The following is a 23,376-nucleotide window of genomic DNA, read 5'->3' on the forward strand; positions in this document are numbered from 1 at the left end:
TAATTTTGAATATTGACTAGCTAAAGAAGGCAGGCAAAAATGGCAAAAGAAAAATTCGAGCGGACAAAACCGCACGTAAACGTAGGCACCATCGGTCACGTTGACCACGGTAAAACCACATTGACAGCAGCAATCGCAACTGTGCTTTCTAAAGCATTCGGTGGCGAAGCTAAAGCATACGATCAGATCGATGCTGCTCCTGAAGAAAAAGCACGTGGTATTACGATTAATACAGCACACGTTGAGTACGAGACAGCGAACCGTCACTATGCTCACGTTGATTGCCCAGGACATGCTGACTACGTTAAGAACATGATTACTGGTGCTGCTCAGATGGACGGCGCAATTTTAGTTTGCTCTGCTGCTGACGGCCCAATGCCACAAACTCGTGAGCACATCCTCTTGGCACGCCAAGTTGGTGTTCCTTACATCGTAGTTTTCTTGAACAAGTGCGACATGGTTGATGACGCTGAATTGCTCGAGTTAGTTGAAATGGAAGTTCGTGAGCTTCTATCTAAGTACAACTTCCCTGGCGATGACACACCAATCATCCAAGGTTCTGCTAAGTTAGCCCTTGAAGGCGACGAAGGCAAATTGGGTAAAGAAGCCATCATGAAATTGGCTGAAGCACTCGACACATACATCCCAACTCCAGAGCGTGCTGTTGACGGCGCGTTCTTGATGCCAGTAGAAGACGTGTTCTCTATCTCCGGTCGCGGTACTGTTGTAACAGGCCGTATCGAGCGCGGTATCGTTAAAGTTGGTGAAGAGATCGAAATCATCGGTATCAAACCAACACTCAAGACAACCTGTACTGGTGTTGAAATGTTCCGCAAATTGCTCGACCAAGGTCAAGCAGGCGATAACGTTGGTATCTTGTTACGCGGTACAAAACGTGAAGAAGTTGAGCGCGGCCAAGTATTGGCTAAGCCAGGTTCAATCACCCCACATACTCACTTTACAGCCGAGGTTTACATCTTGGGTAAAGATGAAGGTGGTCGTCATACTCCATTCTTTAACAACTATCGTCCACAGTTCTACTTCCGCACTACGGACGTAACTGGTTCAATCGAGTTGCCAAAAGACAAAGAAATGGTAATGCCTGGTGATAACGTAACTATTACCGTAAAACTCATCGCTCCTATCGCGATGGAAGAAGGTTTACGTTTTGCGATCCGTGAAGGTGGCCGCACTGTTGGCGCCGGCGTGGTTGCAAAGATTTTGGCTTAAGTAGTAAGTATTAAAAATATTTAGCGGTTTGCTAACCGGTGACATCGGTGCTGCTGATGTCACCGAGCTCTTTAGATGTATAACGTGGCAGCACCACAACGCTCTTTGGAATTAATATGCAAAACCAAAAAATTCGTATTCGCCTTAAAGCATTTGACTATCGTTTGATTGACCAGTCTGCAGCTGAAATCGTTGATACAGCTAAACGCACTGGTGCAGTTGTTAAGGGTCCAGTACCTTTGCCAACTCGTATCGAGCGTTTTGATATCTTGCGTTCACCACACGTGAACAAGACATCACGTGATCAGTTAGAGATCCGTACCCATCTCCGTTTGATGGACATCGTTGATCCTACAGAGAAAACTGTAGATGCTTTGATGAAATTAGACCTCCCGGCTGGTGTGGACGTCGAAATTAAGTTGCAGTAATTTGTTGTTTCCGGTCTTTTTGCTTGTCAAGATCGGGTTTTCGGGATAGAATCTAAGGCCTCGCTCAATTATTTGGGCGAAAATCTTAATTTTATCAGCACTAAAAACGTTGTAAGTTATTGATTTATAAGTACTTTTACTTGTAAATCACTTAAATTAATTTTGTTTTGCCGACCAATCGAAGTCGGCGTGGAGCATGAATATGAGCTTAGGCTTAATCGGCCGCAAGGTCGGCATGACCCGTCTATTTACGGACGAAGGGGATTCAATCCCTGTAACCGTAATTGACGTGAGCGACAACAGAATCGCTCAAATCAAGACCCAGGCAACTGATGGCTATGATGCTATCCAGTTGGCACATGGCATACGTAGAGCTACTCGCGTTACTAAAGCAATGGCTGGTCACTTCGCCAAAGCTGGTGTGATGGCTGGTAATGGCCTCAACGAATTCCAATTAGACGCAGCAAAAATCGCAGAAATGACACCAGGACAAGTAATTCCTGCTGACACTGCATTTACTGCTGGTCAAAAAGTGGACGTACAAGGCGTGTCTATCGGTAAGGGCTACGCAGGTACCATCAAGCGTTATCACTTCGCTTCTGGTCGTGCATCCCACGGTAACTCACGTTCACATAACGTACCAGGCTCAATCGGTATGGCGCAAGATCCAGGTCGTGTTTTCCCTGGTAAGCGTATGACCGGTCACTTGGGTGACGTTACACGTACAGTTCAAAATTTAGTCATCGCACGCATTGATGCAGAACGTAATCTCATCATGGTTAAAGGCGCTATTCCAGGTGCCCCAGGCGGTAAAGTTATTGTTACTTCAGCGGTGAAGACACCGCTGAAGAAGAAATAAGGAGAGCGAATATGGAACTTAAGCTTCTCCAGGACAACGGTACTTTAGGTGCAGGCGTACAAGCTTCACCAGAAGTATTCGAACGTGAATATAACGAAGCATTGGTACACCAAGTTGTAGTGGCTTACCAAGCAAATGCACGTAGCGGTAACCGTGCACAAAAAGACCGTGAGCAAGTTAAGCACACAACCAAGAAACCTTGGCGTCAAAAAGGTACTGGTCGTGCACGTGCTGGCATGAGCTCTTCCCCGCTGTGGCGCGGAGGCGGTCGTATATTCCCAAATTCTCCAGAAGAGAATTTCAGCCAAAAAGTAAACAAGAAAATGTACCACGCTGGTATGAGATCAATTTTGTCTCAGTTAGCTCGCGAAGGTCGTTTGAATGTTGTTGATCAATTTTCTCTTGATGCTCCAAAGACTAAAGTTTTAGCTGACAAAGTTAAAGCAATGGGCTTGGATTCAGTGTTGATTATTGTTGATCAAGTTAGCGAGAATTTGTACTTGGCATCACGCAACTTGCATAAGGTTGCTGTATGTGAGCCACAGCATGCTGATCCATTAGCTTTAGTTCAATACAAAAAAGTATTGGTAAGCAAAGCTGCGATCGCAAAAATTGAGGAGTTGCTGAAATGAGCCAAGTCCGTAAAAACGATCACAACCTGATGAAGGTTCTGCTTGGACCGGTTATCTCTGAAAAAGCCACAATGGTTGCAGAGAAAAACGAACAAGTAGTTTTCCAAGTAGCTCGCGACGCAAACAAGAGCGATGTAAAACAAGCAGTTGAATTGCTCTTTAAAGTGCAAGTTGACTCAGTTCAAATCGTAAATCAAAAAGGTAAGCCTAAGCGCTATGGCCGTTTTGAAGGTCGTCGTGACCACACTAAGAAGGCCTATGTGAATTTGAAGCCAGGTCAAGAAATTAACTTTGAAGCGGAGGCGAATTAATCATGCCTTTGATGATGAAGACAAAACCGACCTCACCAGGTCGTCGTTCAATGGTCAAGGTGGTAAATCCTGACCTGCATAAAGGAAAACCTTTTGCAGCGTTGGTAGAGCCACAATTCCAAAAAGCAGGCCGTAATAATAACGGTCACATCACTACCCGTCATAAAGGTGGTGGTCACAAGCATCACTATCGCGTTGTTGATTTCAAATGCAACGACAAAGATGGTATTCCAGCAAAAGTTGAACGCTTGGAATACGATCCAAACCGCAGCGCAAACATTGCATTGATTTTGTTTGCTGATGGTGAGCGTCGCTATATTCCTGCTGCTAAAGGTATGACAGTTGGCCAGGCAATCATGAGTGGTGCAGAAGCTCCAATCAAGTCTGGCAATAACTTGCCAATTCGTAATATTCCAGTTGGTAGCACTATTCACTGTGTAGAAATCATGCCGGGCAAAGGCGCACAAGTTGCGCGTTCAGCTGGTGGTTCAGCAGTATTGTTAGCTCGTGAAGGCGTATACGCTCAAGTGCGTTTGCGCTCCGGTGAAGTTCGCCGTGTTCTGATTGAGTGCCGCGCCACCATTGGTGAAGTTGGTAACGAAGAGCACAGCTTGCGTCAAATTGGTAAAGCAGGTGCAAATCGCTGGCGTGGTATTCGCCCAACCGTTCGCGGTGTGGCAATGAACCCAGTAGATCACTCACACGGTGGTGGTGAAGGTAGAACTGGCGAAGGCCGCGTACCTGTATCTCCATGGGGCACTCCAACCAAAGGTTATCGCACACGTCGCAATAAGCGTACAACTTCGATGATCGTTCAACGTCGTCAAAAACGTTAAGCGATAAGGATGAATAGATATGACACGTTCAGCTAAAAAAGGCCCATTTTGCGAAGCCAGCTTAGTAAATAAAGTTGAAGTCGCACAAGCCAATGAAGACAAAAAACCGATTAAAACTTGGTCACGCCGTTCAACAATCCTACCAGACTTTATTGGTCTGACGATTGCTGTACATAACGGTCGTCAACACGTTCCGGTATATGTATCAGAAAACATGGTGGGTCATAAGTTAGGCGAATTTGCCTTGACCCGTACTTTCAAAGGTCACGCTGCTGACAAGAAAGTAACGAAGAAGTAAGGGGATGATGGAAGTTAAAGCTATTCACAAGGGTGCCCGCATTTCTGCGCAAAAGACACGTTTGGTCGCAGACCAAATTCGTGGTTTGCCGATTGCCCGCGCATTAAACATTTTGAACTTCAGCCCCAAAAAAGCTGCCTTCGTTGTGAAAAAAGTTGTTGAGTCCGCAGTGGCCAACGCTGAACACAATAAAGGTGCTGATATTGATGAGCTTAAGGTTTCAGCAATTATTGTTGATAAAGGCACTTCATTGAAGCGCTTTACCGCACGCGCTAAGGGTCGTGGCAATCAAATTGAAAAACAAACTTGTCACATTAGCGTGACCTTGAGTAACTAAGGAAATATATGGGCCAAAAGATAAACCCAACCGGATTCCGACTCGCGGTAACGAAGAATTGGACATCACGTTGGTATGCAAACAATACTGACTTCGCAAAGATGTTGAAAGAGGACGTTGACGTTCGCATCTATCTGAAGAAGAAGTTGAAGAATGCATCCGTTAGTAAAGTTGTGATTGAGCGTCCTGCAAAGAATGCCCGCATCACTATCTATAGCTCACGTCCAGGTGTTGTAATCGGCAAAAAAGGCGAAGACATTGAAGTTCTCCGTCGCGAATTACAAAAGCGTATAGGCGTTCCAGTTCACGTGAACATCGAAGAAATTCGTAAGCCTGAAGTTGACGCGCAATTGATCGCTGACTCTATTACTCAACAGTTAGAGAAGCGCATTATGTTCCGTCGTGCGATGAAGCGCGCAATGCAAAATGCAATGCGTCTTGGTGCACAAGGCATCAAGATCATGTCATCTGGTCGTTTGAATGGTGCTGAAATTGCACGTCGCGAATGGTACCGTGAAGGTCGCGTTCCACTTCATACATTGAAGGCTGATATTGATTACGCAACATCAGAAGCGGAAACAACATACGGCACCATTGGTGTAAAAGTTTGGGTATACAAAGGCGACACATTGGGTCGTGGTGCAGAAGCTCAAGTAGCTGCTCCATCCGCTGAACCAGCTGCCGAAGAAAAGAAAACTCATCGTGCTCCAAGCAAGACAGCTGCTCGTAAACCAGCTGCTGGCACAGACAAGCCATTAGTTGCTGCTAAACCAGCAGTAAAGCGTGTGCGTAAGGTTGTGAAACACCAGCCGCAGATACGCAGAAGTCAGGAGAGTAAGCATGCTACAACCAAAGCGTCGCAAGTATCGTAAGGAACAAAAAGGCCGTAACACTGGCGTGGCAACACGCGGTAGTTCTGTAGCCTTTGGTGACTTTGGATTGAAGGCCGTTGGCCGTGGTCGTTTGACTGCTCGTCAAGTTGAGTCAGCACGTCGTGCAATGACTCGTCACATTAAACGTGGTGGCCGTATTTGGATTCGCATTTTCCCAGATAAGCCAATTTCACAAAAACCTGCTGAAGTACGTATGGGTAACGGTAAAGGTAACCCAGAGTACTACGTAGCTGAAATTCAACCAGGCAAAGTGCTCTACGAGATGGACGGTGTTGATGAGCAATTGGCGCGCGAAGCTTTCAAGCTTGCTGCTGCTAAGTTGCCTTTACAGACCACTTTCGTGATTCGCCACTTAGGTTGATCGGGATAGAGATTATGAAAAATACAGAATTAGCTTCAAAAGATCTGAATGCATTGAATGCAGAGTTAACCGAGTTGCTTAAGACCGGTTTCAAGCTCCGTATGCAAAAAGGCACTCAGCAACTCACAAATACCAGCCAATTGGGTAAAAATAAGCGCGACATCGCTCGTGTGAAGACTTTTATTGCGCAAAAGACTGCACAGAAATAAGGAAAAAGGGATATGACAGAATTATCTAAACCCTTGCGCCGCACCCTTGTGGGCCGCGTTGTTGGCGACAAAATGCAAAAAACTGTGACGGTGTTGGTTGAGCGTCAAGTTAAGCATCCAGTGATTGGTAAGTACGTTGGCCAGTCCAAAAAGTACCACGCTCATGACGAGGCTGGCACATACAAGATGGGTGATACCGTTGAAATTGCTGAATCTAAGCCAATTTCACGTACTAAATCTTGGGTTGTGACCCGTTTAGTTGAAGCTTCAAAGGGTATTTAAAGAAATATTAGGGATTTTGGCGAAGTTTCTTCCCAAATCCCTGCTGTTTTGCGTAGTATAATAGAAAGCTTCTCTGGTTTTATTGGAGAAGCAGTGTTTTTCATTAATTCCGGGTTTTAGCTTTCGTTAAAACCCATAGACGGAACCAAGACTGTTTGCCTTTGGCCAATAAGTTGGGGATTAGAAATGATACAAACCGAAAGTAGATTACAGGTTGCCGATAACACAGGCGCCAGTGAAGTGTTGTGCATCAAGGTATTGGGCAGCTCTAAGCGTCGTTACGCCAGTATCGGTGATGTCATTAAAGTGACTGTAAAGTCCGCTGCTCCACGTGGCCGTGTAAAAAAAGGTGACATATATAACGCCGTAGTAGTGAGAACTGCTAAGGGTGTTCGCCGTCCAGATGGTTCATTGATTAAGTTCGATGGCAACGCTGCGGTATTGCTCAACGCTAAGTTAGAGCCAATTGGCACACGTATCTTTGGACCAGTGACGCGTGAATTACGTACTGAAAAGTTCATGAAGATCGTTTCTCTCGCCCCCGAAGTTATTTAAGAGGCTGATATGAAAAAGATTCGTAAAGGTGATTCCGTAGTTCTGTTGACTGGCCGCGATAAGGGCAAGCAAGGAGCTGTTACAGCCGTACTCGAGAACAAATTAGTGATCGAAGGCGTAAATATTTATAAAAAGAGCGTTAAGCCAAATCCAGCAGCCGGCGTTACTGGCGGCATGATTGACAAGACGATGCCTGTTCACATTTCTAATGTGGCTGTGGTTGACGGTAACGGCAAACCATCACGTGTTGGTATCAAACTCGTGGACGGTAAAAAGCAACGTTTCCTCAAAACCACTGGCGCAACTTTAAGCGCATAAGGGGCACGGAGAAATTATGAGCACACGTTTTCAAGAACACTATCAAGCTAAAGTAGTTGCAGATTTGATCGCCAAGTTTGGTTACAAGTCTGTGATGGAAGTTCCACGTATCACTAAGGTAACCCTGAACATGGGCTTAGGCGATGCAGTGAACGACAAGAAAATTATTGAAAATGCAGTTGGTGATTTAACTAAAGTTGCTGGCCAAAAGCCTGTTGTAACTAAAGCTAAAAAAGCGATTGCAGGTTTCAAGATTCGTCAAGGCTACCCAATCGGTGCCATGGTGACATTGCGTGGCGCACACATGTACGAATTCTTGGATCGTTTCGTTACTGTTGCATTGCCACGCGTACGCGACTTCCGCGGTATCTCTGGTAAGGCATTTGACGGCCGTGGTAACTACAACATCGGTGTTAAAGAACAGATTATTTTCCCTGAAATCGAATACGACAAGATTGATGCCCTCCGTGGTCTCAATATCAGTATTACGACGACTGCTAAAACCGACGAAGAAGCAAAAGCTTTGTTGGCAGCATTCAAATTCCCTTTCCGCAATTAAGAGAAGAGGCTAACGTGGCAAAACTATCCCTGATTGAGCGCGAGAATAAGCGCGCAAAAACTGTAGAGAAGTACGCTGCCAAGCGTGCTGAACTCAAAGCGATCATTGCTGATCAATCACGCAGCGATGAAGAGCGCTATGAAGCTCGCTTGAAACTACAGGCACTTCCACGTAACGCAAGCCCGATTCGTCAAAGAAATCGTTGTTCATTAACCGGTCGCCCACGTGGCACATTCCGTAAGTTCGGTTTGGCTCGTAGCAAGATTCGTGAAATCGCCTTCCGTGGCGAAATCCCCGGTTTAACCAAGGCCAGCTGGTAAGCGGCGAAAGAATTAGGAGAACTCATGAGTATCAGCGATCCAATCGCCGACATGTTGACAAGGATCCGCAATGCGCAAGCAGTGCAGAAACCCGTAGTCTTGATGCCGTCGTCAAAAGTTAAAGTAGCCATCGCAAAAGTTTTGCAAGATGAAGGCTACATCGAAAGTTTCGAAATCAAAGGTGAAGCAGCTAAGCCAGCGCTCCACATTGATCTCAAATACTATGCAGGCCGTCCTGTTATCGAGCGTATCGACCGTGTTTCTACACCAAGTCTACGTATCTATAAAGGCCGCCATGACATTCCAGAAGTAATGAATGGCTTGGGCATTACAATTATTTCAACCCCTCAAGGCGTAATGACAGACCGTAAAGCACGTGCAACAGGCGTGGGCGGCGAAGTTATTTGCTACGTAGCTTAAGGAGCGAAATATGTCCCGCGTAGGTAAATCACCAATTACAGTTCCTAAGGGCGCTGAAATCGGCATCAACGCTGCAAACATTACTGTTAAGGGTCCATTGGGCACTTTGACACACAACTTGCATCCTTCTGTTGGTTTGAAACAAGAAGATGGCGTATTGACAGTTGTTTTAAATAACGACTCACCAGAAGCTGGTGCTCAGTCAGGTACAGCTCGTGCTTTGGTTAACAACATGGTTGTTGGCGTAACTACTGGCTTTGAGCGCAAGCTCAGCTTGGTAGGCGTTGGTTACCGTGCTGCTGCTCAAGGCGAAACATTGAAATTGCAGTTGGGTTTCTCACACGACATTATTTACAACCTGCCAAAGGGTGTGAAGGCTGAGACTCCAACTCAAACTGAAATCATTATCAAAGGTTCCAACAAGCAACAAGTTGGCCAGGTCGCAGCTGAAGTTCGCGCATACCGTTCACCAGAGCCATACAAAGGCAAGGGTGTTCGCTACGTGGATGAGATTGTGCATCTGAAAGAAACTAAGAAGAAGTAAGCGAGATTAGAAAATGAATAAAGACGAATCCAGACAAAGACGCGCTAGGCAGACTCGTATTCGCATTGCCGAGGCATTGGCAAATCGCTTAACAGTTATCCGTAGCAATACTCATATTTCTGCCCAGGTTTATAGCCCATGCGGAACCAAAGTTGTGGCAGCTGTTTCAACAATGGAAAAAGATTTGCGCCAAGCGATCAAAAACGGCGGCAACGCTGAAGCGGCTAAACAAATCGGCAAGTTAGTTGCTGAGCGTGCTGTTAAGGCAGGCATTGTTGATGTTGCGTTTGATCGTTCCGGTCATCGTTACCACGGCCGTATTAAGGCCTTAGCTGAAGCTGCGCGTGAAGCCGGCCTGAAGTTCTAATAGGGTTTAGGAAAAAACATGGTAAAAGTGCAAACTAAGATGCAAAACGAAGAGCGTGATGATGGTCTTCGCGAGAAGATGATCGCTGTTAATCGTGTAACTAAAGTGGTTAAGGGTGGTCGTATTCTCGGCTTCGCTGCACTCACTGTAGTTGGCGATGGCGATGGCCGCATCGGCATGGGTAAAGGCAAGTCAAAAGAAGTTCCAGTTGCCGTTCAAAAAGCAATGGACGAAGCTCGTCGCAAGATGATCAAAGTTACTTTGCGTAAAGGTACTTTGCAGCACACTGTTACCGGTCAGCATGGCGCGTCACGCGTTTTGATTTCTCCAGCTAAAGACGGTACTGGAATTATTGCCGGCGGCCCAATGCGCGCGATTTTCGACGTAATGGGCGTAACAAACGTGGTTGCTAAGTCACTTGGCTCTACAAACCCATACAACTTGGTTCGTGCAACGATTGATGGTTTGAGCAAGATGAGTACTCCTGCTGAGATTGCTGCTAAGCGCGGTAAGTCAGTTGAAGAGATTCTCGGCTAAGACCAAAAGATTAGGAATCTATAAATGACAACATCTAACTCCAAAGTCAAACTGCAATTAGTACGCAGCTTGATCGGCACACGCGAAAGCCATCGTGCAACTGTACGTGGCTTAGGCCTTGGTCGTATCAATTCAGTTTCTGAATTGGAAGACACTCCAGCTGTACGCGGCATGATTAATAAAGTTTCTTATCTAGTTAAAGTCATTGGCTAATGACTAGCAAGTAAATAGGCGAAGAATATGCAACTCAATACAATCAAACCAGCAGAAGGCTCCAAGAAAAACCGTCGTCGCGTAGGTCGCGGCATTGGTTCTGGCCTTGGTAAAACTGCAGGTCGTGGTCACAAAGGTCAAAAATCCCGTTCAGGTGGTTTCCACAAGGTCGGCTTTGAAGGCGGTCAAATGCCTATGTACCGTCGTTTGCCAAAGCGTGGTTTCGTGTCTTTGACGCGTCGCCATGTTGGTCAAATCACTTTGAATGACTTAGCAAAAATCAACTTGCCAGAAGTAGACTTATTAGTATTGAAGGCACACGGCTTTGCTGGTGAGCAAATCAATGCAGTAAAGGTAATCAAAACTGGCGAACTTAAAATTGCTGTAACCCTCAAGGGCATCACAGCAACTGCCGGCGCCAAAGCAGCTATCGAAGCGGCTGGCGGCAAATTGGTTGAATTGGCTTAAAAGGTCTTTTTAGAAAAATGGCATTAGCACCTACCAATAACGCAAGCACTTCAACAGCAGGAGGCAAGTTTGGCGAATTACGTCATCGCTTGATTTTCCTGGTGTTGGCTTTGCTCGTGTTCCGTTTGGGTGCGCATATTCCGGTTCCTGGGATTGATCCAGACCAATTGGCACAGTTATTTGCTGGGCAAAAAGACGGCATCTTGGGAATGTTCAATCTGTTCTCAGGCGGCGCTTTATCGCGCTTTACAGTGTTTGCCCTGGGAATCATGCCTTATATCTCTGCATCGATCATCATGCAATTGATGACCATTGTTGTTCCATCTTTAGAGTCTTTGAAAAAAGAAGGTCAAGCTGGTCAACGTAAGATTACTCAGTACACCCGTTATGGCACTGTATTTTTGGCAACCTTCCAAGCATTGGGTATCTCTGTTGCTTTGCAGGCTCAACCAGGCTTGGTTGTAAACCCAGGCTTGATGTTTGAATTGAACACTGTAGTTACTTTGGTAACTGGCACAATGTTCTTAATGTGGCTCGGCGAGCAAATTACTGAGCGCGGCTTAGGTAACGGCATTTCCATCATCATTTTCGGTGGCATTGTTTCTGGTTTACCAAATGCATTGGCAAGCTTATTAGAGTTGGTGCGTACTGGCTCAATGAATATTATTTCTGCGTTGCTGATCGTTGTGATTTGCGTAGCAGTAACGTATTTCGTGGTGTTTGTTGAGCGCGGTCAGCGCCGTATCTTGGTTAACTACGCTAAGCGTCAAATTGGCAACAAGATTTATGGTGGTCAGTCCTCTTACTTCCCATTGAAGTTAAATATGGCAGGTGTTATCCCCCCAATTTTTGCGTCTTCAATCATTTTGTTTCCTGCAACGATTGCTGGCTGGTTTACTTCAGGCGAATCCACAAACATGTTTAGCAGAATCATTAAGGATTTGGCGGCTACTTTGGCACCAGGTCAGCCTGTTTACACAATTTTGTATGCGGCAGCAATTATTTTCTTCTGTTTCTTCTATACCGCTTTGGTATTTAACAGTCGTGAGACTGCTGAGAACTTAAAGAAAAGTAGTGCCTTTGTACCAGGTATTCGTCCTGGCGCTCAAACAGCGCGTTACATCGACAAGATCTTGGTGCGTTTGACTTTGGTTGGTGCAATTTATATGGTTCTGGTTTGCTTGTTGCCAGAATTCTTAGTGTTGAAGTACAACGTGCCGTTCTATTTCGGCGGTACTTCATTGTTGATTATTGTTGTTGTTGCAATGGATTTCATGGCTCAAGTTCAGTCATTCGTAATGCAACAGCAGTATGGCTCTTTGATGAAAAAAGCCAACTTTAAGATGGGCGCTTAACTGAATGTCTAAAGACGATGTAATTCAGATGGCGGGGGAAGTTGTAGAGAATTTGCCGAACGCGATGTTTCGCGTGAAGCTGGAAAACGGACATGTGGTTCTAGGACACATTTCTGGAAAGATGCGGATGCATTACATCCGTATTTTGCCGGGAGATAAGGTGATGGTGGAGATGACTCCTTACGACCTGACGCGCGCCAGAATCATTTTCCGTGCGAAGTAAAGATTAAGTAGTACCTATTTTTAAGAGGTGAGTTATGAAAGTTTTAGCATCCGTTAAGTGTATTTGCAGAAATTGCAAGATCATTAAGCGCAAACGCGTTGTGCGCGTGATCTGTTCTTCAGACGCACGTCATAAGCAGCGTCAAGGCTGATCTGGTTAATTAAGAGGAAATCTCATGGCACGTATCGCTGGGGTAAATATCCCAAATCATCAACATACTGTTATCGGTTTAACAGCAATTTTTGGCATTGGCACAACGCGTGCTCGCAAAATTTGTGAAACCACAGGTGTTGCAATCGATAAAAAAGTTAAAGACCTTACTGACGGTGACTTGGAAAGGTTGCGTGATGAAGTAGGTAAATTCATCACTGAAGGCGACCTTCGTCGTGAAGTAACTATGAACATCAAGCGTTTGATGGACTTAGGTTGCTACCGCGGTGTTCGTCATCGTAAGGGCCTGCCTGTGCGTGGTCAACGTACAAAGACTAACGCGCGCACCCGTAAGGGCCCACGTAAGTCTGGCGTGCAACTGAAGAAATAATCAAGAAAGTTTATTGACATGGCAAAACAACAATCCGCTTCCGCCGCTTCACAGCGCGCTCGTAAGAAGGTTAAAAAGAACGTTGCTGACGGTATTGCACACGTTCACGCTTCTTTTAACAACACCATCATTACGATCACTGATCGTCAAGGAAATGCGCTTTCATGGGCAACTTCTGGCGGCCAGGGCTTCAAAGGCTCACGTAAATCAACACCTTTTGCTGCTCAGGTAGCTGCAGAAGTTGCTGGTAAGACAGCCATTGAATGCGGCATCAAGAATTTGGAAGTTCAGATCAAAGGCCCAGGCCCAGGTCGTGAATCAGCAGTTCGTGCTTTGAACTCATTGGGCATCAAGATCACTGAGATTCAGGACGTAACTCCAGTTCCACATAATGGTTGCCGTCCTCCTAAGCGTCGTCGTATCTAAGCTAGGAAGTTGGCAGTACAAGTTTTAGTAGTTTTTTATTAAAGCCCACTGTTCGCTTGATTTAAAGGGCGAACTCACCGCCGGTCGTAAGGCTGCGGCAAAGAAAGGAAAGCATCGTGGCACGTTACTTAGGGCCTAAGGCCAAATTAGCACGTCGGGAAGGTGCCGACTTATTTTTAAAGAGCGCACGTCGCGCCCTGTCAGACAAGTGCAAGTTAGATACTAAGCCTGGTCAACATGGCCGTACATCTGGCTCAAGAACATCTGATTACGGTAATCAATTGCGTGAAAAGCAAAAGGTTAAGCGTATCTATGGCGTATTAGAGCGTCAATTCCGTCGTTACTTCGCAGAAGCTGAGCGTCGTAAGGGCAACACTGGTGAAACATTGCTCCAGTTGCTTGAGTCACGTTTAGACAACGTGGTTTATCGCATGGGCTTTGGTTCAACACGCGCAGAAGCACGTCAGTTGGTTTCCCACTGTGCAATTTTGCTCAATGGCAACCCTGTGAATATTCCATCAATTCAGGTTAAGCCTGGTGATGTAGTTGCTATTCGTGAAAAGGCGAAGAAACAAGCGCGTATTACAGAATCACTCAACTTAGTTGGACAAATGGCAGCTGTTACTTGGGTTTCAGTTGACGCAGCTAAGCTCGAGGGAACATTTAAGCAAGTGCCTGACCGTGAAGATATTAGCGGTGAAATTAATGAAAGTTTGATCGTCGAATTGTATTCACGCTAATTAGGCACTCTCAAGGAAAAAATATGCAAACAAATTTGCTCAAGCCAAAGATTATTTCTGTTGAAGCGCTTACCGCCAACCAAGCTAAGGTTGTTATGGAGCCGTTCGAGCGTGGCTATGGCCACACACTCGGAAATGCATTACGTCGCGTACTCTTGTCCTCGATGGTTGGTTATGCGCCAACTGAAGTAGCTATTGCTGGTGTTGTTCATGAGTACTCCACATTGGATGGAGTTCAAGAGGACGTAGTAAACCTCTTGTTGAACCTCAAAGGTATCGTATTTAAGTTGCAATCACGTGACGAAGTTACTATCAATTTGCGTAAAGAAGGCCCAGGCGTTGTTACTGCAAAAGATATCGATTTGCCACATGATGTAGAAATCATGAACCCTGATCACGTGATCGCTCACTTGTCAGCTGGTGGCAAGTTGGATATGCAGATCAAGGTTGAAAAAGGCCGTGGTTATGTACCAGGTAACGTACGTCAGTACAGCGACGAAGCTACTAAGATTATTGGCCGTATCGTGTTGGATGCTTCATTCAGCCCGGTAAGCCGTGTTAGCTATGCTGTTGAGTCTGCTCGTGTTGAGCAGCGTACCGACCTCGATCGTTTGGTAATGACTATCGAAACTAACGGTGTGTTGTCTCCTGAAGAGGCGATTTGTCAAGCAGCTAGCATCTTGGTTGATCAATTGGTTGTATTCGCGGCCCTCGAAAGCAGCGAAGTTTCTGGTGATTTAGCACCAAGCCGCTCATCAATGGTTGATCCAATGTTGATGCGTCCGGTTGATGATCTCGAGCTCACAGTTCGCTCTGCAAACTGCTTGAAGGCTGAGAACATTTACCACATCGGTGACTTGATTCAACGTACAGAGAATGAATTGTTGAAGACGCCTAATCTAGGTCGCAAATCTTTGAATGAAATCAAAGATGTTTTGGCGGCTCGTGGCTTAAGTCTTGGCATGAAACTCGAAAGCTGGCCTCCAGCTAACCTCGAGAAATAATTAGAAAGGAAGCATCATGCGTCACGGAAACGGCTTACGCAAACTTAACAGAACATCATCACATCGCTTAGCGATGCTGCGCAACATGCCCAATTCTCTTTTGGAGCACGAAGTTATTAAAACAACTTTGCCAAAAGCTAAAGAATTGCGCATGGTTGTTGAGCCTTTGATTACCTTAGGTAAAAAAGATAACTTAGCAAACCGTCGCTTAGCATTCAATCGCACACGCGATCGCGATATCGTGACCAAGCTCTTTACAGAACTCGGCCCACGTTATGCAACACGTCCAGGCGGCTACCTTCGCATTTTGAAGTTTGGCTTCCGTCATGGCGACAATGCACCTATGGCATTGGTTGAGTTGGTTGATCGTCCAGAGGTTGAAGAAACAGCAGCAGTAGCTGAAGGGGCTTAAGTCTCGCAGTTACGGTAGAAAGCCAGGCTTCGGTCTGGCTTTTTTCATTTATCGGTTTATAAATACAGAATGTCTGAAAACCTCCCAGTCAATCCCAGCAAGCTTTTGGTGGTGCTAACCAGTCTTCCTAATATGGAGGCCGGTAAGGGCTTGGCAAGGTCCTTGGTAAAGGAGAATTTAGCCGCTTGTGTGCAAATTACTGAAGGAGTTCACTCAATTTATCGTTGGGAGGGCAAGGTTTGCGAAGAATGCGAAGTATTGCTTTGCGCGAAGACAACTAAAGCAAAGTGGCTTGAGATCTCCACCTTTATTAAAAATGCACATCCATATGATCTTCCCGAGATATTGGCCTTTTCTCCTGAGCAATATGAAGAGCAGTACGGCAAATGGGTGGAGTCTGAGGTAAATTCAAAGTAATGAAATTACATTCTTTCTTGACGAAAATTTTTGCGCTCTTGTTGTTCATCTCAGCACAAGCATTTGCTGCGCAAGATTTCTTACCTCCAGAAAAAGCCTTTCGAGTAGAGGCTACGTGGCTAGAGAATTCCAATCAAATTGAACTGGAATTTTTACCTGCCAAAGGCTATTACATTTATCAAGAGTCTTTGAAGTTTCAAGCCGGTTCACAGGCGGGGAAGCTAGGTAATATAAGACCTTCACTTCCGCCGGGCATAGAAAAGTTTGATGATACTTTTCAGAAAAAACTGCAGGTATACAAAGATCCGTTCTTAGTTTTTTTAGAGATCAAGTCGGTGGCTGGACAGCCCGTTCATTTGGAGGTCACTCTTCAGGGATGCGCTGAAGCAGGTATTTGCTATCCACCCATGACCCTTAAATTTTTACTTGCTGGACCTGGTGTGAAAGCAGCACCAATTCCGGATGTATTAGATGGCGCTCCCTCGTCTAGCGTGAAGGCGAATGACCAATTTAGCTTGGCAGATTTATGGCGTGAGCGTGATGACGTTAATGCTATCAGCCGCTTTTTAGAAAGCACTTCAACTGCCTATTTATTTCTAGCCTTCTTTGTGTTGGGTCTAGCATTGGCATTTACACCCTGTGTACTTCCTATGCTGCCAATTTTGTCGAGCGTTATCTTTGGTACCCAGGGTGGCAAAGCTATCTCTAAGAGTCGTGCAAGCGCCTTAGCGCTCGCGTACGTCTTAGGTATGGCATTGGTATATGCCTTGGCTGGCGTACTCATGGCAGCCCTAGGGGGCAGCGTACAACGCGCCCTGCAAAGCTCTTTTGCGCTCGCTACTTTTGCCCTATTGCTATTGGCCCTATCTGGCAGTCTATTTGGCTTGTATGACTTGCGTCTACCCCAATCGTGGCATCAGCATGTTGATAGGTTGGCAGGGCGCCAAAAGGGCGGCAGCGTATTTGGTGCCTTTGCTTTGGGAGGTATTTCCACCCTGGTAGCTAGCCCCTGTATTACGGCTCCTTTGGCAGGAGTTTTAGCCTTTATTGCCCAAACCGGTTCTATGAGTTTGGGTGCGGGCTTACTCTTTGTGATGGCGTTAGGGATGGGACTGCCGCTGCTATTTATTTCTGTTGAGGCGCGCATCTTGATTCCATCTACTGGAATCTGGATGGTGTGGTTACAGCGCACTTTGGGTGTATTGCTGGTTGCAACAGCAGCTTGGATTGCGTCACCATTGCTGCAAACGAATGATGTTGCGGGAGGCGCAAAAACAGTCAACGGTCAAAGCATTCATCAGGTTGGGGAATTGGCTTTTGTGGTGATTCAGTCGCCGGCACAGCTTGATGCTCAATTGAGCAAAGCAAAAGAAGAAAAGAAATTAGTACTCCTCGATTTTTATGCGGACTGGTGTATCAGTTGCAAAGAGATGGAAGTGAATACTTTTGCAAATCCAGAGGTTAGCAAGGAGCTAAAGCAGTTTCTTTTATTGCAGGCAGATGTAACTGCAAATAGCCCTGAGAACCAAGCATTACTTAAGCGCTTTGGTTTATTCGGCCCACCGGGTATTTTGATCTTTAATCAAAATTCGGAAGAGCAAAAAGAGGTACGCGTGATTGGTTATATGCCGCCACAGCGCTTTATTGAGCGCTTAAGAAATAGATTGAAAAATTAAAGCGGCTAAAAATTATTTAGTCGCTTTAATTAAGCGTGCAGCTTCTAGCGCAAAGTAAGTAAGAACGCCGTCAGCGCCCGCACGTTTAAATGCAAGTAATGATTCCATCATGACGGCATCGTGATCTAGCCAACCATTTTGTGCGGCCGCCTTAAGCATGGCGTATTCACCGCTCACTTGGTAGGCATATGTGGGGTAATTAAATTCTTCTCTTACGCGACGTACGATGTCCAGGTAAGGCATGCCAGGCTTGACCATCACCATATCAGCACCTTCGCTAATATCGAGTGCAACCTCCCGCAAAGCCTCGTCACCATTGGCGCAATCCATTTGGTAGGTTTTTTTATCAGCCTTGCCAAGATTCTTTGCAGAGCCTACGGCATCTCTAAATGGTCCATAAAAAGCGGAGGCGTACTTTGCTGAATAAGCCATGATGCGCGTATGAATCAATTGCTTTTGTTCAAGCGCTTCACGAATTTTTCCAATACGACCATCCATCATGTCGGATGGTGCAACGATATCGACACCAGCTTCAGCTTGAGTGACTGCTTGCTTTACCAAGATTGCGGTAGTCTCATCATTTAGGATTCTGCCTTGCTCATCGAGCACGCCATCTTGGCCATGGCTTGTGTAAGGATCAAGCGCGACATCAGTCATGATGCCTAAATTGGGAAAACGTACTTTTAGTTCGCGGACGGCAGTGGGAACGAGACCCTTGGGATTAAAGGCTTCCTTACCATCCGGCGTCTTTAGTGTTGCATCAATAACTGGAAAGAGTGCAAGCACTGGAATACCCAAGTCAACACACTCTTGCGCAACAGGAAAGAGTAAATCTAAAGAAACGCGATTGACACCAGGCATTGAAGCAACAGCCTCAGACTTGCCTTGGCCTTCTAGTAAAAATACCGGATAAATCAGGTCACTTGCGCGGACAATATTTTCTTGCATGAGACGGCGCGACCAATCATCACGACGCATCCGACGTGGACGATGCTCTGGAAAGTTAAGCAATGATTTAGCTGGCGATCTCATCTTCTTTAGTCTCTGCTTCAAATAACCATTTAATAACAATATTGTCGGCCTCTTCAAGACCAATACGTTTAGTGCTCGAAAATAATTGTGCCGTAAGTTGTTTGGACTCGCCATTGCCATCGGGCAGGGCTGGGTCATATTGCTGCAATTGCTTGCGTACCGCCTCTAGCGCATGCTTGCATTCGCTTTTGTTGAGTTTGTCGCATTTGCTGAGCAAAACGTGGATTGGTTTGCCGGTGGGCACAAACCACTCAATCATTTGCTCGTCCAGGTCGGTGATACCGCGCCTAGAATCCACAATCAGGATCATGCCTACCAACTGCTCTCGCTCCTGGAGATAGTCGCTTAGAAGGGCATTCCAGTGGTATTTAGTCTCATGATTGACGGCTGCATAGCCATAACCGGGCAAGTCCACCAAATAAGCCAAAAGGTCATCTTTGGCAAAAAGGCCAAAATAGTTGATATGTTGGGTGCGTCCAGGGGTTTTACTGGCAAAAGCAAGTCTTTTTTGGTTGCAAAGCACGTTTATAGCGCTGGATTTGCCTGCATTTGAGCGCCCAGCAAAGGCCACCTCACGTAAGGGTGTGGCAGGCAGGCAATGGGTGTCATTGACTGTGGTGGCGAATCGGGCTTGAAAGAGTTTAGACATGTCCAGAAGCTATTGTAAAATCACGCAAAATCATGAAATATCTCATGGTGTTGGGTAAAAGGTTGTAAATGCAGGGCCCAAACACTTTTAGGAATTTTTGCCAAGGTAAACATAATGCGTCAAACCTCTCAAATCTCCAAATTAACTAGCTTGCGTGCTGGTTTTGCGGCTTTCTCTATTTTCGCTCTGATCGGTGTTTCAGGTGCAGTTTTTGCTGCCGATGCTGCTCCGATGGCTCCTGCTGCAGAAGCCAAGACTGCAGTGCCAGGCAAGCCAAAGGTTGATCCGGCTGCTGGTGAGGCGCTCTACTCTAATGGCGATGCATCACGTGGCGTTACTGCCTGCCTTACTTGCCATGGCCCAAAGGGTCAAAGTGCAACGGGTACTTGGCCTAAGTTATCTGCTCAGCATGCGGCTTACACGACCAAGCAATTGAAAAATTTCAAAGATGGCACTCGTGCAAATCCTGTGATGATGGGTATGGCAGCAACTTTGACAGAGCAAGACATGCAGAACATTTCAGCATTCTTGGCTAAGCAACCAATCTCACAAGGCGTTGCTCAAAATAAAGCGTCGATTGAATTGGGTCAAAGCATCTACCGTGGCGGTATTGCTGCTAAAGGCGTTCCAGCTTGTGCTGCATGCCATAGTCCAACTGGCGCTGGCATTCCTGCTCAGTACCCACTCTTAGGTGGTCAATGGGCTGAGTACACAAACACACAATTGCTTGCGTTCCGTGAAGGCGTTCGTAAAAATAGCAGCCAAATGACTACTATCGCTACCAAGCTTTCCGATCAAGAAATGAAAGCAGTTTCTGATTACATCGCTGGTTTACATTAATTAGCGCAAGACTTGAAAAACAAAACCCCGCTGAGTTAGCGGGGTTTTGTTGCTCATGATTTGCTGTTAATTCGGCAGCACCGTTTCACTTGCAAATAAGTCGGCTGTTTTTTCGCGGGCACGAATGACGTAGGCATGCTTTCCATCAACCATAATTTCTGCAGGTTTAGGGCGCGTGTTGTAGTTTGAGGCCATTACAAAACTATAAGCACCAGCGGATAAGATTGCGAGTAGATCGCCTTCTTCCACAGCAAGCTGGCGATCTCTTCCCAGCCAGTCACCAGATTCGCAAACAGGACCAACAACATCATAATTTGCACTCTTTGCTGGTTTAGCTTGAACGGGAACAATGCCGTGATGGGCCTCATAAAGCGCGGGGCGCATTAACTCAGTCATTGCTGCGTCAACGATGCAAAAGTTTTTCTCAACGCCTGGTTTTAGGTATTCCACGGTAGTTAGTAATACACCAGCATTACCTACTAGTGATCTGCCGGGTTCAAGAACAACATCGAGATGACCAAAGCCGCGCTCGGTCACATGGTTCAATAGCGTGTTTGTGAACTCAGTAATATCCGGCGGAGTTTCATCGCTGTAAGAGATTCCAAGGCCACCACCCAGATCTAAGTGATGGATCACGATGCCTTCGCGTTTGAGATGTTCCACTAGATCCAACACTTTATCTAAGGCATCTAAATAGGGTGCGGTGGTTGTGATTTGAGAGCCAATATGACAATCGATACCAACAACATCAATTTGAGAAAGTTGCGAAGCCTCGCGATAGGTCCTTAAAACTTCGTGATAGACAATACCAAACTTATTACCCTTTAATCCGGTAGAAATATAAGGATGTGTTTGTGCATCGACATCTGGATTCACGCGTAAGGAAATCGGTGCGCGGCAGTTCATTGCAGTTGCCACGCGATTAATCTGGTGAAGCTCGGCAATTGACTCCACGTTAATGCATTTGACGCCGGCTTTTAGTGCGGCCGCAATTTCTGAGGCAGATTTTCCAACGCCAGCAAACACCAGGCTTTTTGGGTCGGCGCCAATTGTTAATGCGCGGGCTAGTTCACCACCGCTGACTAGATCAAATCCTGCGCCAAGTTTTTTAAAGCAATCAATTACCGCTAAATTGCTATTGGCTTTCATGGCGTAATGCACTCGGGCGCGACGTTTTCCTTTGGCATCCACACAGGCCTTATCGTAGGCTTGATAAGCTTCAGTCAGAGCCTTCTTGCTATAGATATATAGCGGTGTACCAAATTCTTTTGCCAAATCTGCCAATGGAATTTCTTCGGCATACCAGCTGCCATCACGCTCTGTAAATCCAGATAACTTGGGGAGTGGAATTGCTTTAATTGTCATTGCTTAGTCGATGTCGAGTTGCTTGGGGTGGCAGGGGTTTGAGGTGGGTAAAGCTTGCCCTTAGGTTCAGGCTCTGTAGGAGCGGGTGGAACTGGTGGCACATTTGGCAAATATAGCTGACCCCTAACCCCACATCCAGCAAGGGCTATTAGAAGGCTAATACCGAGGGCTCTATTAAGAATCGCTATCATGAATGTCTCTAAAACGAATGATTGAATATAGCATGCAGGACTCGACTATGAATCCAAATAATTCAGGCGTAGAAGCCATTGATGACAAGCAGTTTTATCAGCTGGGAAGCAATTTATTGCACTCTATTGAGGTGGCATTAGAGGCTGCTGATGATGCGCTGGATCTTGATCTGGACGTAGAGCGCCAAGGCGGCAATGTTATCAATATTCGCTTTAGAGATAAAAGTGTCATCGTGGTGAACACTCAGCCCCCTTTGCATGAAATCTGGGTGGCTGCCAAATCAGGTGGCTATCACTATCGCTGGGCTGGAACGAACGCGCAGCCCTTGTGGCTTGATACCAAGACTGGGAAAGAACTTTTAAGCGACCTAACTGAGTTTGCGAGTGCGCAAGCAGGTCAGGCAGTCAAGATTGGGCTTATAAAAGGTTAGTAATAAATTAAGCAGCACCTGTGGCGCTTAAGGTTTCAATGACCTGGGCATCGGGCGCACTTTTAATTTGAGCTTTGCCAATCTTTTCGAGCACTACGTAACGAATCTGACCACCCTCAGTTTTTTTGTCGACCTGCATTAGCTCCATATATCTAGCGGTACCAAATTTTGGCGGAACAATCGGCAAGTTCATTGACTGAATAATGTTAGTAAGTCTTGCTACATCATTGGCACTAATCAGATTTAAGCGATGGGATAGATTGGCACCCATCACCATTCCACAGCCAACAGCTTCGCCATGCAACCATTCGCCGTATCCCATGCCAGCTTCAATCGCATGACCAAAGGTATGACCAAAGTTTAGGGTTGCACGAATGCCGCCCTCTCTTTCATCGGCGGAAACTACAGCAGACTTAATTTCACAAGAGCGTAATACTGCATGACCCATAGCCTCGGTGTCACATGCTAATAAAGCTTTTGCGTTTGACTCAATCCAATCTAAAAATTGCGCATCAGCAATGGCGCCATGTTTGATTACTTCAGCTAGACCGGCAGACAACTCTCTTGGAGGCAGCGTTTTCAAAGTATTGAGGTCGGCAATAACAGCGGCGGGCTGATGAAAGGCGCCAATCATATTTTTTCCAAGGGGGTGATTGATGCCTGTTTTACCGCCAACAGAAGAGTCAACCTGCGCCAGCAATGTGGTGGGAACCTGAATGAAGCGAACGCCGCGCATAAAGCTCGCTGCAGCAAATCCTGTCATATCTCCAATGACGCCACCACCCAATGCCACTAACATCGTTTGGCGATCGGCGCCAAATTTTAGGAGGTCATCAAAAATCAACTGGAGATTTTTCCAGTCCTTATATGCTTCCCCGTCAGGAAGAATGATGGTTCTAATCGACTTGCCAAAGCTCTCCAAAGTTTTGCTTAAGCGCTGCGCGTAAGGCGGGGCTACGGTTGTGTTTGTAACAATATAGATCGAGGTGGCTTTTTCACAAGCGGAGAATAGACTGGGTTGATCAATGAGATCGGTGCCTATGTATATAGGATAGCTACGATTGCCGAGATCAACTTCTAGTGTTTTCATCATAGTG

39 protein-coding genes are annotated in these 23,376 nt (G+C 46.0%); 34 read left to right on the top strand and 5 right to left on the bottom strand.

Going from position 1 to position 23,376, the window contains the following annotated elements; genetic code table 11:
* The first annotated feature begins 39 nt into the window (after nucleotides 1-39).
* The 32 genes from tuf (at nucleotide 40) to dsbD (ending at nucleotide 17,771) form a co-directional block, all read left to right on the top strand.
* Entirely contained in the window at nucleotides 40-1,230 is a 1,191-nt protein-coding gene (tuf, locus tag DXE27_RS03625) for an elongation factor Tu (RefSeq protein ID WP_128112926.1), read from the top strand.
* A 116-nt stretch (nucleotides 1,231-1,346) separates the two neighbouring features.
* A complete protein-coding gene (gene rpsJ / locus DXE27_RS03630; RefSeq protein WP_011901899.1) occupies nucleotides 1,347-1,658 on the top strand; it encodes a 30S ribosomal protein S10 in 312 nt (103 codons plus the stop codon).
* 202 nt (nucleotides 1,659-1,860) lie between these two features.
* Entirely contained in the window at nucleotides 1,861-2,517 is a 657-nt protein-coding gene (gene rplC, locus DXE27_RS03635; RefSeq protein ID WP_128112936.1) for a 50S ribosomal protein L3, read from the top strand.
* Nucleotides 2,518-2,528: 11 nt separating this feature from the next.
* On the top strand, nucleotides 2,529-3,149 hold the full coding sequence (gene rplD, locus DXE27_RS03640) for a 50S ribosomal protein L4 (RefSeq protein WP_128112937.1): 621 nt from the start codon (nucleotides 2,529-2,531) through the stop codon (nucleotides 3,147-3,149).
* Nucleotides 3,146-3,460, top strand: coding sequence for a 50S ribosomal protein L23 (rplW, locus tag DXE27_RS03645; protein ID WP_068947693.1), 315 nt, complete (start codon nucleotides 3,146-3,148; stop codon nucleotides 3,458-3,460). Before rplD ends, rplW begins: the two co-directional genes overlap by 4 nt.
* A 2-nt stretch (nucleotides 3,461-3,462) precedes the next feature.
* Nucleotides 3,463-4,296: a 50S ribosomal protein L2 gene (rplB, locus tag DXE27_RS03650; protein ID WP_128112938.1), complete on the top strand. Its 834-nt coding sequence runs from the start codon at nucleotides 3,463-3,465 to the stop codon at nucleotides 4,294-4,296.
* Nucleotides 4,297-4,315: 19 nt separating this feature from the next.
* Nucleotides 4,316-4,594: a 30S ribosomal protein S19 gene (rpsS, locus tag DXE27_RS03655; RefSeq protein ID WP_128112939.1), complete on the top strand. Its 279-nt coding sequence runs from the start codon at nucleotides 4,316-4,318 to the stop codon at nucleotides 4,592-4,594.
* Nucleotides 4,595-4,598: 4 nt separating this feature from the next.
* A complete protein-coding gene (gene rplV / locus DXE27_RS03660) occupies nucleotides 4,599-4,931 on the top strand; it encodes a 50S ribosomal protein L22 (RefSeq protein WP_197712292.1) in 333 nt (110 codons plus the stop codon).
* A gap of 8 nt (nucleotides 4,932-4,939) precedes the next feature.
* Nucleotides 4,940-5,803 (top strand): 30S ribosomal protein S3, encoded by an 864-nt coding sequence (rpsC, locus tag DXE27_RS03665; protein WP_231969639.1) that lies wholly within the window; start codon nucleotides 4,940-4,942, stop codon nucleotides 5,801-5,803.
* Nucleotides 5,772-6,185, top strand: a complete 414-nt coding sequence (rplP, locus tag DXE27_RS03670) for a 50S ribosomal protein L16 (protein WP_128112940.1) — start codon at nucleotides 5,772-5,774, stop codon at nucleotides 6,183-6,185. The genes rpsC and rplP overlap by 32 nt, the downstream gene beginning before the upstream one ends.
* A 14-nt stretch (nucleotides 6,186-6,199) precedes the next feature.
* Nucleotides 6,200-6,394, top strand: a complete 195-nt coding sequence (gene rpmC / locus DXE27_RS03675) for a 50S ribosomal protein L29 (RefSeq protein ID WP_068320118.1) — start codon at nucleotides 6,200-6,202, stop codon at nucleotides 6,392-6,394.
* Nucleotides 6,395-6,406: 12 nt separating this feature from the next.
* Entirely contained in the window at nucleotides 6,407-6,676 is a 270-nt protein-coding gene (gene rpsQ, locus DXE27_RS03680; protein WP_128112941.1) for a 30S ribosomal protein S17, read from the top strand.
* A gap of 186 nt (nucleotides 6,677-6,862) precedes the next feature.
* Nucleotides 6,863-7,231 (top strand): 50S ribosomal protein L14, encoded by a 369-nt coding sequence (gene rplN / locus DXE27_RS03685; protein ID WP_128112942.1) that lies wholly within the window; start codon nucleotides 6,863-6,865, stop codon nucleotides 7,229-7,231.
* A gap of 9 nt (nucleotides 7,232-7,240) precedes the next feature.
* Complete coding sequence (rplX, locus tag DXE27_RS03690; protein ID WP_128112943.1) at nucleotides 7,241-7,549, top strand: 50S ribosomal protein L24; 309 nt, start codon at nucleotides 7,241-7,243, stop codon at nucleotides 7,547-7,549.
* Nucleotides 7,550-7,565: 16 nt separating this feature from the next.
* On the top strand, nucleotides 7,566-8,108 hold the full coding sequence (gene rplE, locus DXE27_RS03695; protein ID WP_128112944.1) for a 50S ribosomal protein L5: 543 nt from the start codon (nucleotides 7,566-7,568) through the stop codon (nucleotides 8,106-8,108).
* A 14-nt stretch (nucleotides 8,109-8,122) separates the two neighbouring features.
* The gene (gene rpsN / locus DXE27_RS03700; protein ID WP_071464445.1) at nucleotides 8,123-8,428 is read left to right on the top strand and encodes a 30S ribosomal protein S14; all 306 of its coding nucleotides are present in this window, start codon (nucleotides 8,123-8,125) and stop codon (nucleotides 8,426-8,428) included.
* A gap of 24 nt (nucleotides 8,429-8,452) precedes the next feature.
* Entirely contained in the window at nucleotides 8,453-8,848 is a 396-nt protein-coding gene (rpsH, locus tag DXE27_RS03705) for a 30S ribosomal protein S8 (protein WP_128112945.1), read from the top strand.
* 10 nt (nucleotides 8,849-8,858) lie between these two features.
* Complete coding sequence (gene rplF, locus DXE27_RS03710) at nucleotides 8,859-9,392, top strand: 50S ribosomal protein L6 (RefSeq protein WP_128112946.1); 534 nt, start codon at nucleotides 8,859-8,861, stop codon at nucleotides 9,390-9,392.
* Nucleotides 9,393-9,405: 13 nt separating this feature from the next.
* Nucleotides 9,406-9,759 (top strand): 50S ribosomal protein L18, encoded by a 354-nt coding sequence (gene rplR / locus DXE27_RS03715; RefSeq protein WP_128112947.1) that lies wholly within the window; start codon nucleotides 9,406-9,408, stop codon nucleotides 9,757-9,759.
* An 18-nt stretch (nucleotides 9,760-9,777) separates the two neighbouring features.
* Nucleotides 9,778-10,296 carry a 30S ribosomal protein S5 gene (rpsE, locus tag DXE27_RS03720; RefSeq protein ID WP_128112948.1) on the top strand — a complete coding sequence of 173 codons (519 nt, stop codon included), beginning with the start codon at nucleotides 9,778-9,780 and terminating at the stop codon, nucleotides 10,294-10,296.
* 24 nt (nucleotides 10,297-10,320) lie between these two features.
* The gene (gene rpmD / locus DXE27_RS03725; RefSeq protein ID WP_015420249.1) at nucleotides 10,321-10,509 is read left to right on the top strand and encodes a 50S ribosomal protein L30; all 189 of its coding nucleotides are present in this window, start codon (nucleotides 10,321-10,323) and stop codon (nucleotides 10,507-10,509) included.
* 27 nt (nucleotides 10,510-10,536) lie between these two features.
* A complete protein-coding gene (gene rplO, locus DXE27_RS03730) occupies nucleotides 10,537-10,977 on the top strand; it encodes a 50S ribosomal protein L15 (RefSeq protein WP_068320126.1) in 441 nt (146 codons plus the stop codon).
* A 17-nt stretch (nucleotides 10,978-10,994) separates the two neighbouring features.
* The gene (gene secY / locus DXE27_RS03735; protein WP_128112949.1) at nucleotides 10,995-12,332 is read left to right on the top strand and encodes a preprotein translocase subunit SecY; all 1,338 of its coding nucleotides are present in this window, start codon (nucleotides 10,995-10,997) and stop codon (nucleotides 12,330-12,332) included.
* A gap of 4 nt (nucleotides 12,333-12,336) precedes the next feature.
* Nucleotides 12,337-12,555, top strand: coding sequence for a translation initiation factor IF-1 (gene infA, locus DXE27_RS03740; RefSeq protein WP_128112950.1), 219 nt, complete (start codon nucleotides 12,337-12,339; stop codon nucleotides 12,553-12,555).
* Between the two features lie 34 nt (nucleotides 12,556-12,589).
* Nucleotides 12,590-12,706: a 50S ribosomal protein L36 gene (gene rpmJ, locus DXE27_RS03745; protein ID WP_012357167.1), complete on the top strand. Its 117-nt coding sequence runs from the start codon at nucleotides 12,590-12,592 to the stop codon at nucleotides 12,704-12,706.
* 24 nt (nucleotides 12,707-12,730) lie between these two features.
* The gene (gene rpsM / locus DXE27_RS03750) at nucleotides 12,731-13,096 is read left to right on the top strand and encodes a 30S ribosomal protein S13 (protein WP_128112951.1); all 366 of its coding nucleotides are present in this window, start codon (nucleotides 12,731-12,733) and stop codon (nucleotides 13,094-13,096) included.
* Nucleotides 13,097-13,114: 18 nt separating this feature from the next.
* Nucleotides 13,115-13,522, top strand: a complete 408-nt coding sequence (rpsK, locus tag DXE27_RS03755) for a 30S ribosomal protein S11 (protein ID WP_015420254.1) — start codon at nucleotides 13,115-13,117, stop codon at nucleotides 13,520-13,522.
* A 116-nt stretch (nucleotides 13,523-13,638) separates the two neighbouring features.
* Nucleotides 13,639-14,262, top strand: coding sequence for a 30S ribosomal protein S4 (gene rpsD, locus DXE27_RS03760; RefSeq protein ID WP_128112952.1), 624 nt, complete (start codon nucleotides 13,639-13,641; stop codon nucleotides 14,260-14,262).
* Nucleotides 14,263-14,285: 23 nt separating this feature from the next.
* Nucleotides 14,286-15,266, top strand: a complete 981-nt coding sequence (locus tag DXE27_RS03765; RefSeq protein WP_128112953.1) for a DNA-directed RNA polymerase subunit alpha — start codon at nucleotides 14,286-14,288, stop codon at nucleotides 15,264-15,266.
* 16 nt (nucleotides 15,267-15,282) lie between these two features.
* Nucleotides 15,283-15,678 carry a 50S ribosomal protein L17 gene (rplQ, locus tag DXE27_RS03770; RefSeq protein ID WP_128112954.1) on the top strand — a complete coding sequence of 132 codons (396 nt, stop codon included), beginning with the start codon at nucleotides 15,283-15,285 and terminating at the stop codon, nucleotides 15,676-15,678.
* 69 nt (nucleotides 15,679-15,747) lie between these two features.
* On the top strand, nucleotides 15,748-16,095 hold the full coding sequence (gene cutA / locus DXE27_RS03775) for a divalent-cation tolerance protein CutA (RefSeq protein WP_128112955.1): 348 nt from the start codon (nucleotides 15,748-15,750) through the stop codon (nucleotides 16,093-16,095).
* A 38-nt stretch (nucleotides 16,096-16,133) separates the two neighbouring features.
* Nucleotides 16,134-17,771, top strand: a complete 1,638-nt coding sequence (gene dsbD, locus DXE27_RS03780; protein ID WP_231969640.1) for a protein-disulfide reductase DsbD — start codon at nucleotides 16,134-16,136, stop codon at nucleotides 17,769-17,771.
* 12 nt (nucleotides 17,772-17,783) lie between these two features.
* On the opposite strand, the gene hemB is transcribed toward dsbD, so the two are convergent.
* Together hemB and yihA are read right to left on the bottom strand one after the other, a co-directional pair.
* Nucleotides 17,784-18,803 carry a porphobilinogen synthase gene (gene hemB, locus DXE27_RS03785; RefSeq protein ID WP_128112957.1) on the bottom strand — a complete coding sequence of 340 codons (1,020 nt, stop codon included), beginning with the start codon at nucleotides 18,801-18,803 and terminating at the stop codon, nucleotides 17,784-17,786.
* A complete protein-coding gene (gene yihA / locus DXE27_RS03790; protein ID WP_128112958.1) occupies nucleotides 18,787-19,452 on the bottom strand; it encodes a ribosome biogenesis GTP-binding protein YihA/YsxC in 666 nt (221 codons plus the stop codon). Before yihA ends, hemB begins: the two co-directional genes overlap by 17 nt.
* A gap of 114 nt (nucleotides 19,453-19,566) precedes the next feature.
* On the opposite strand from yihA, the gene DXE27_RS03795 reads away from it, so the two are divergent.
* Complete coding sequence (locus DXE27_RS03795; RefSeq protein ID WP_128112959.1) at nucleotides 19,567-20,292, top strand: c-type cytochrome; 726 nt, start codon at nucleotides 19,567-19,569, stop codon at nucleotides 20,290-20,292.
* 66 nt (nucleotides 20,293-20,358) lie between these two features.
* Here DXE27_RS03795 and lysA read toward each other — a convergent pair whose 3' ends face one another.
* Nucleotides 20,359-21,657: a diaminopimelate decarboxylase gene (gene lysA, locus DXE27_RS03800; RefSeq protein WP_128112960.1), complete on the bottom strand. Its 1,299-nt coding sequence runs from the start codon at nucleotides 21,655-21,657 to the stop codon at nucleotides 20,359-20,361.
* Nucleotides 21,654-21,848: an LPS translocon maturation chaperone LptM gene (gene lptM, locus DXE27_RS09590; RefSeq protein ID WP_231969641.1), complete on the bottom strand. Its 195-nt coding sequence runs from the start codon at nucleotides 21,846-21,848 to the stop codon at nucleotides 21,654-21,656. Before lptM ends, lysA begins: the two co-directional genes overlap by 4 nt.
* A gap of 2 nt (nucleotides 21,849-21,850) precedes the next feature.
* Between lptM and cyaY the strand changes: the two genes are divergently transcribed.
* Nucleotides 21,851-22,279, top strand: coding sequence for an iron donor protein CyaY (cyaY, locus tag DXE27_RS03805; protein ID WP_231969642.1), 429 nt, complete (start codon nucleotides 21,851-21,853; stop codon nucleotides 22,277-22,279).
* A gap of 7 nt (nucleotides 22,280-22,286) precedes the next feature.
* On the opposite strand, the gene aroB is transcribed toward cyaY, so the two are convergent.
* Complete coding sequence (gene aroB / locus DXE27_RS03810) at nucleotides 22,287-23,369, bottom strand: 3-dehydroquinate synthase (RefSeq protein WP_172457150.1); 1,083 nt, start codon at nucleotides 23,367-23,369, stop codon at nucleotides 22,287-22,289.
* Nucleotides 23,370-23,376: the final 7 nt, after the last annotated feature.

This window comes from Polynucleobacter necessarius, from assembly GCF_900096755.1.
Taxonomy (GTDB): domain Bacteria; phylum Pseudomonadota; class Gammaproteobacteria; order Burkholderiales; family Burkholderiaceae; genus Polynucleobacter; species Polynucleobacter necessarius_K.

Coding starts and splice junctions, on each gene's coding strand:
- tuf (WP_128112926.1), top strand. CDS start 40: ATGGCAAAAGAAAAATTCGAGCGGACAAAACCGCACGTAAACGTAGGC.
- rpsJ (WP_011901899.1), top strand. CDS start 1,347: ATGCAAAACCAAAAAATTCGTATTCGCCTTAAAGCATTTGACTATCGT.
- rplC (WP_128112936.1), top strand. CDS start 1,861: ATGAGCTTAGGCTTAATCGGCCGCAAGGTCGGCATGACCCGTCTATTT.
- rplD (WP_128112937.1), top strand. CDS start 2,529: ATGGAACTTAAGCTTCTCCAGGACAACGGTACTTTAGGTGCAGGCGTA.
- rplW (WP_068947693.1), top strand. CDS start 3,146: ATGAGCCAAGTCCGTAAAAACGATCACAACCTGATGAAGGTTCTGCTT.
- rplB (WP_128112938.1), top strand. CDS start 3,463: ATGCCTTTGATGATGAAGACAAAACCGACCTCACCAGGTCGTCGTTCA.
- rpsS (WP_128112939.1), top strand. CDS start 4,316: ATGACACGTTCAGCTAAAAAAGGCCCATTTTGCGAAGCCAGCTTAGTA.
- rplV (WP_197712292.1), top strand. CDS start 4,599: ATGATGGAAGTTAAAGCTATTCACAAGGGTGCCCGCATTTCTGCGCAA.
- rpsC (WP_231969639.1), top strand. CDS start 4,940: ATGGGCCAAAAGATAAACCCAACCGGATTCCGACTCGCGGTAACGAAG.
- rplP (WP_128112940.1), top strand. CDS start 5,772: ATGCTACAACCAAAGCGTCGCAAGTATCGTAAGGAACAAAAAGGCCGT.
- rpmC (WP_068320118.1), top strand. CDS start 6,200: ATGAAAAATACAGAATTAGCTTCAAAAGATCTGAATGCATTGAATGCA.
- rpsQ (WP_128112941.1), top strand. CDS start 6,407: ATGACAGAATTATCTAAACCCTTGCGCCGCACCCTTGTGGGCCGCGTT.
- rplN (WP_128112942.1), top strand. CDS start 6,863: ATGATACAAACCGAAAGTAGATTACAGGTTGCCGATAACACAGGCGCC.
- rplX (WP_128112943.1), top strand. CDS start 7,241: ATGAAAAAGATTCGTAAAGGTGATTCCGTAGTTCTGTTGACTGGCCGC.
- rplE (WP_128112944.1), top strand. CDS start 7,566: ATGAGCACACGTTTTCAAGAACACTATCAAGCTAAAGTAGTTGCAGAT.
- rpsH (WP_128112945.1), top strand. CDS start 8,453: ATGAGTATCAGCGATCCAATCGCCGACATGTTGACAAGGATCCGCAAT.
- rplF (WP_128112946.1), top strand. CDS start 8,859: ATGTCCCGCGTAGGTAAATCACCAATTACAGTTCCTAAGGGCGCTGAA.
- rplR (WP_128112947.1), top strand. CDS start 9,406: ATGAATAAAGACGAATCCAGACAAAGACGCGCTAGGCAGACTCGTATT.
- rpsE (WP_128112948.1), top strand. CDS start 9,778: ATGGTAAAAGTGCAAACTAAGATGCAAAACGAAGAGCGTGATGATGGT.
- rpmD (WP_015420249.1), top strand. CDS start 10,321: ATGACAACATCTAACTCCAAAGTCAAACTGCAATTAGTACGCAGCTTG.
- rplO (WP_068320126.1), top strand. CDS start 10,537: ATGCAACTCAATACAATCAAACCAGCAGAAGGCTCCAAGAAAAACCGT.
- secY (WP_128112949.1), top strand. CDS start 10,995: ATGGCATTAGCACCTACCAATAACGCAAGCACTTCAACAGCAGGAGGC.
- infA (WP_128112950.1), top strand. CDS start 12,337: ATGTCTAAAGACGATGTAATTCAGATGGCGGGGGAAGTTGTAGAGAAT.
- rpmJ (WP_012357167.1), top strand. CDS start 12,590: ATGAAAGTTTTAGCATCCGTTAAGTGTATTTGCAGAAATTGCAAGATC.
- rpsM (WP_128112951.1), top strand. CDS start 12,731: ATGGCACGTATCGCTGGGGTAAATATCCCAAATCATCAACATACTGTT.
- rpsK (WP_015420254.1), top strand. CDS start 13,115: ATGGCAAAACAACAATCCGCTTCCGCCGCTTCACAGCGCGCTCGTAAG.
- DXE27_RS03765 (WP_128112953.1), top strand. CDS start 14,286: ATGCAAACAAATTTGCTCAAGCCAAAGATTATTTCTGTTGAAGCGCTT.
- rplQ (WP_128112954.1), top strand. CDS start 15,283: ATGCGTCACGGAAACGGCTTACGCAAACTTAACAGAACATCATCACAT.
- cutA (WP_128112955.1), top strand. CDS start 15,748: ATGTCTGAAAACCTCCCAGTCAATCCCAGCAAGCTTTTGGTGGTGCTA.
- hemB (WP_128112957.1), bottom strand. CDS start 18,803: ATGAGATCGCCAGCTAAATCATTGCTTAACTTTCCAGAGCATCGTCCA.
- yihA (WP_128112958.1), bottom strand. CDS start 19,452: ATGTCTAAACTCTTTCAAGCCCGATTCGCCACCACAGTCAATGACACC.
- DXE27_RS03795 (WP_128112959.1), top strand. CDS start 19,567: ATGCGTCAAACCTCTCAAATCTCCAAATTAACTAGCTTGCGTGCTGGT.
- lysA (WP_128112960.1), bottom strand. CDS start 21,657: ATGACAATTAAAGCAATTCCACTCCCCAAGTTATCTGGATTTACAGAG.
- lptM (WP_231969641.1), bottom strand. CDS start 21,848: ATGATAGCGATTCTTAATAGAGCCCTCGGTATTAGCCTTCTAATAGCC.
- cyaY (WP_231969642.1), top strand. CDS start 21,851: ATGTCTCTAAAACGAATGATTGAATATAGCATGCAGGACTCGACTATG.
- aroB (WP_172457150.1), bottom strand. CDS start 23,369: ATGAAAACACTAGAAGTTGATCTCGGCAATCGTAGCTATCCTATATAC.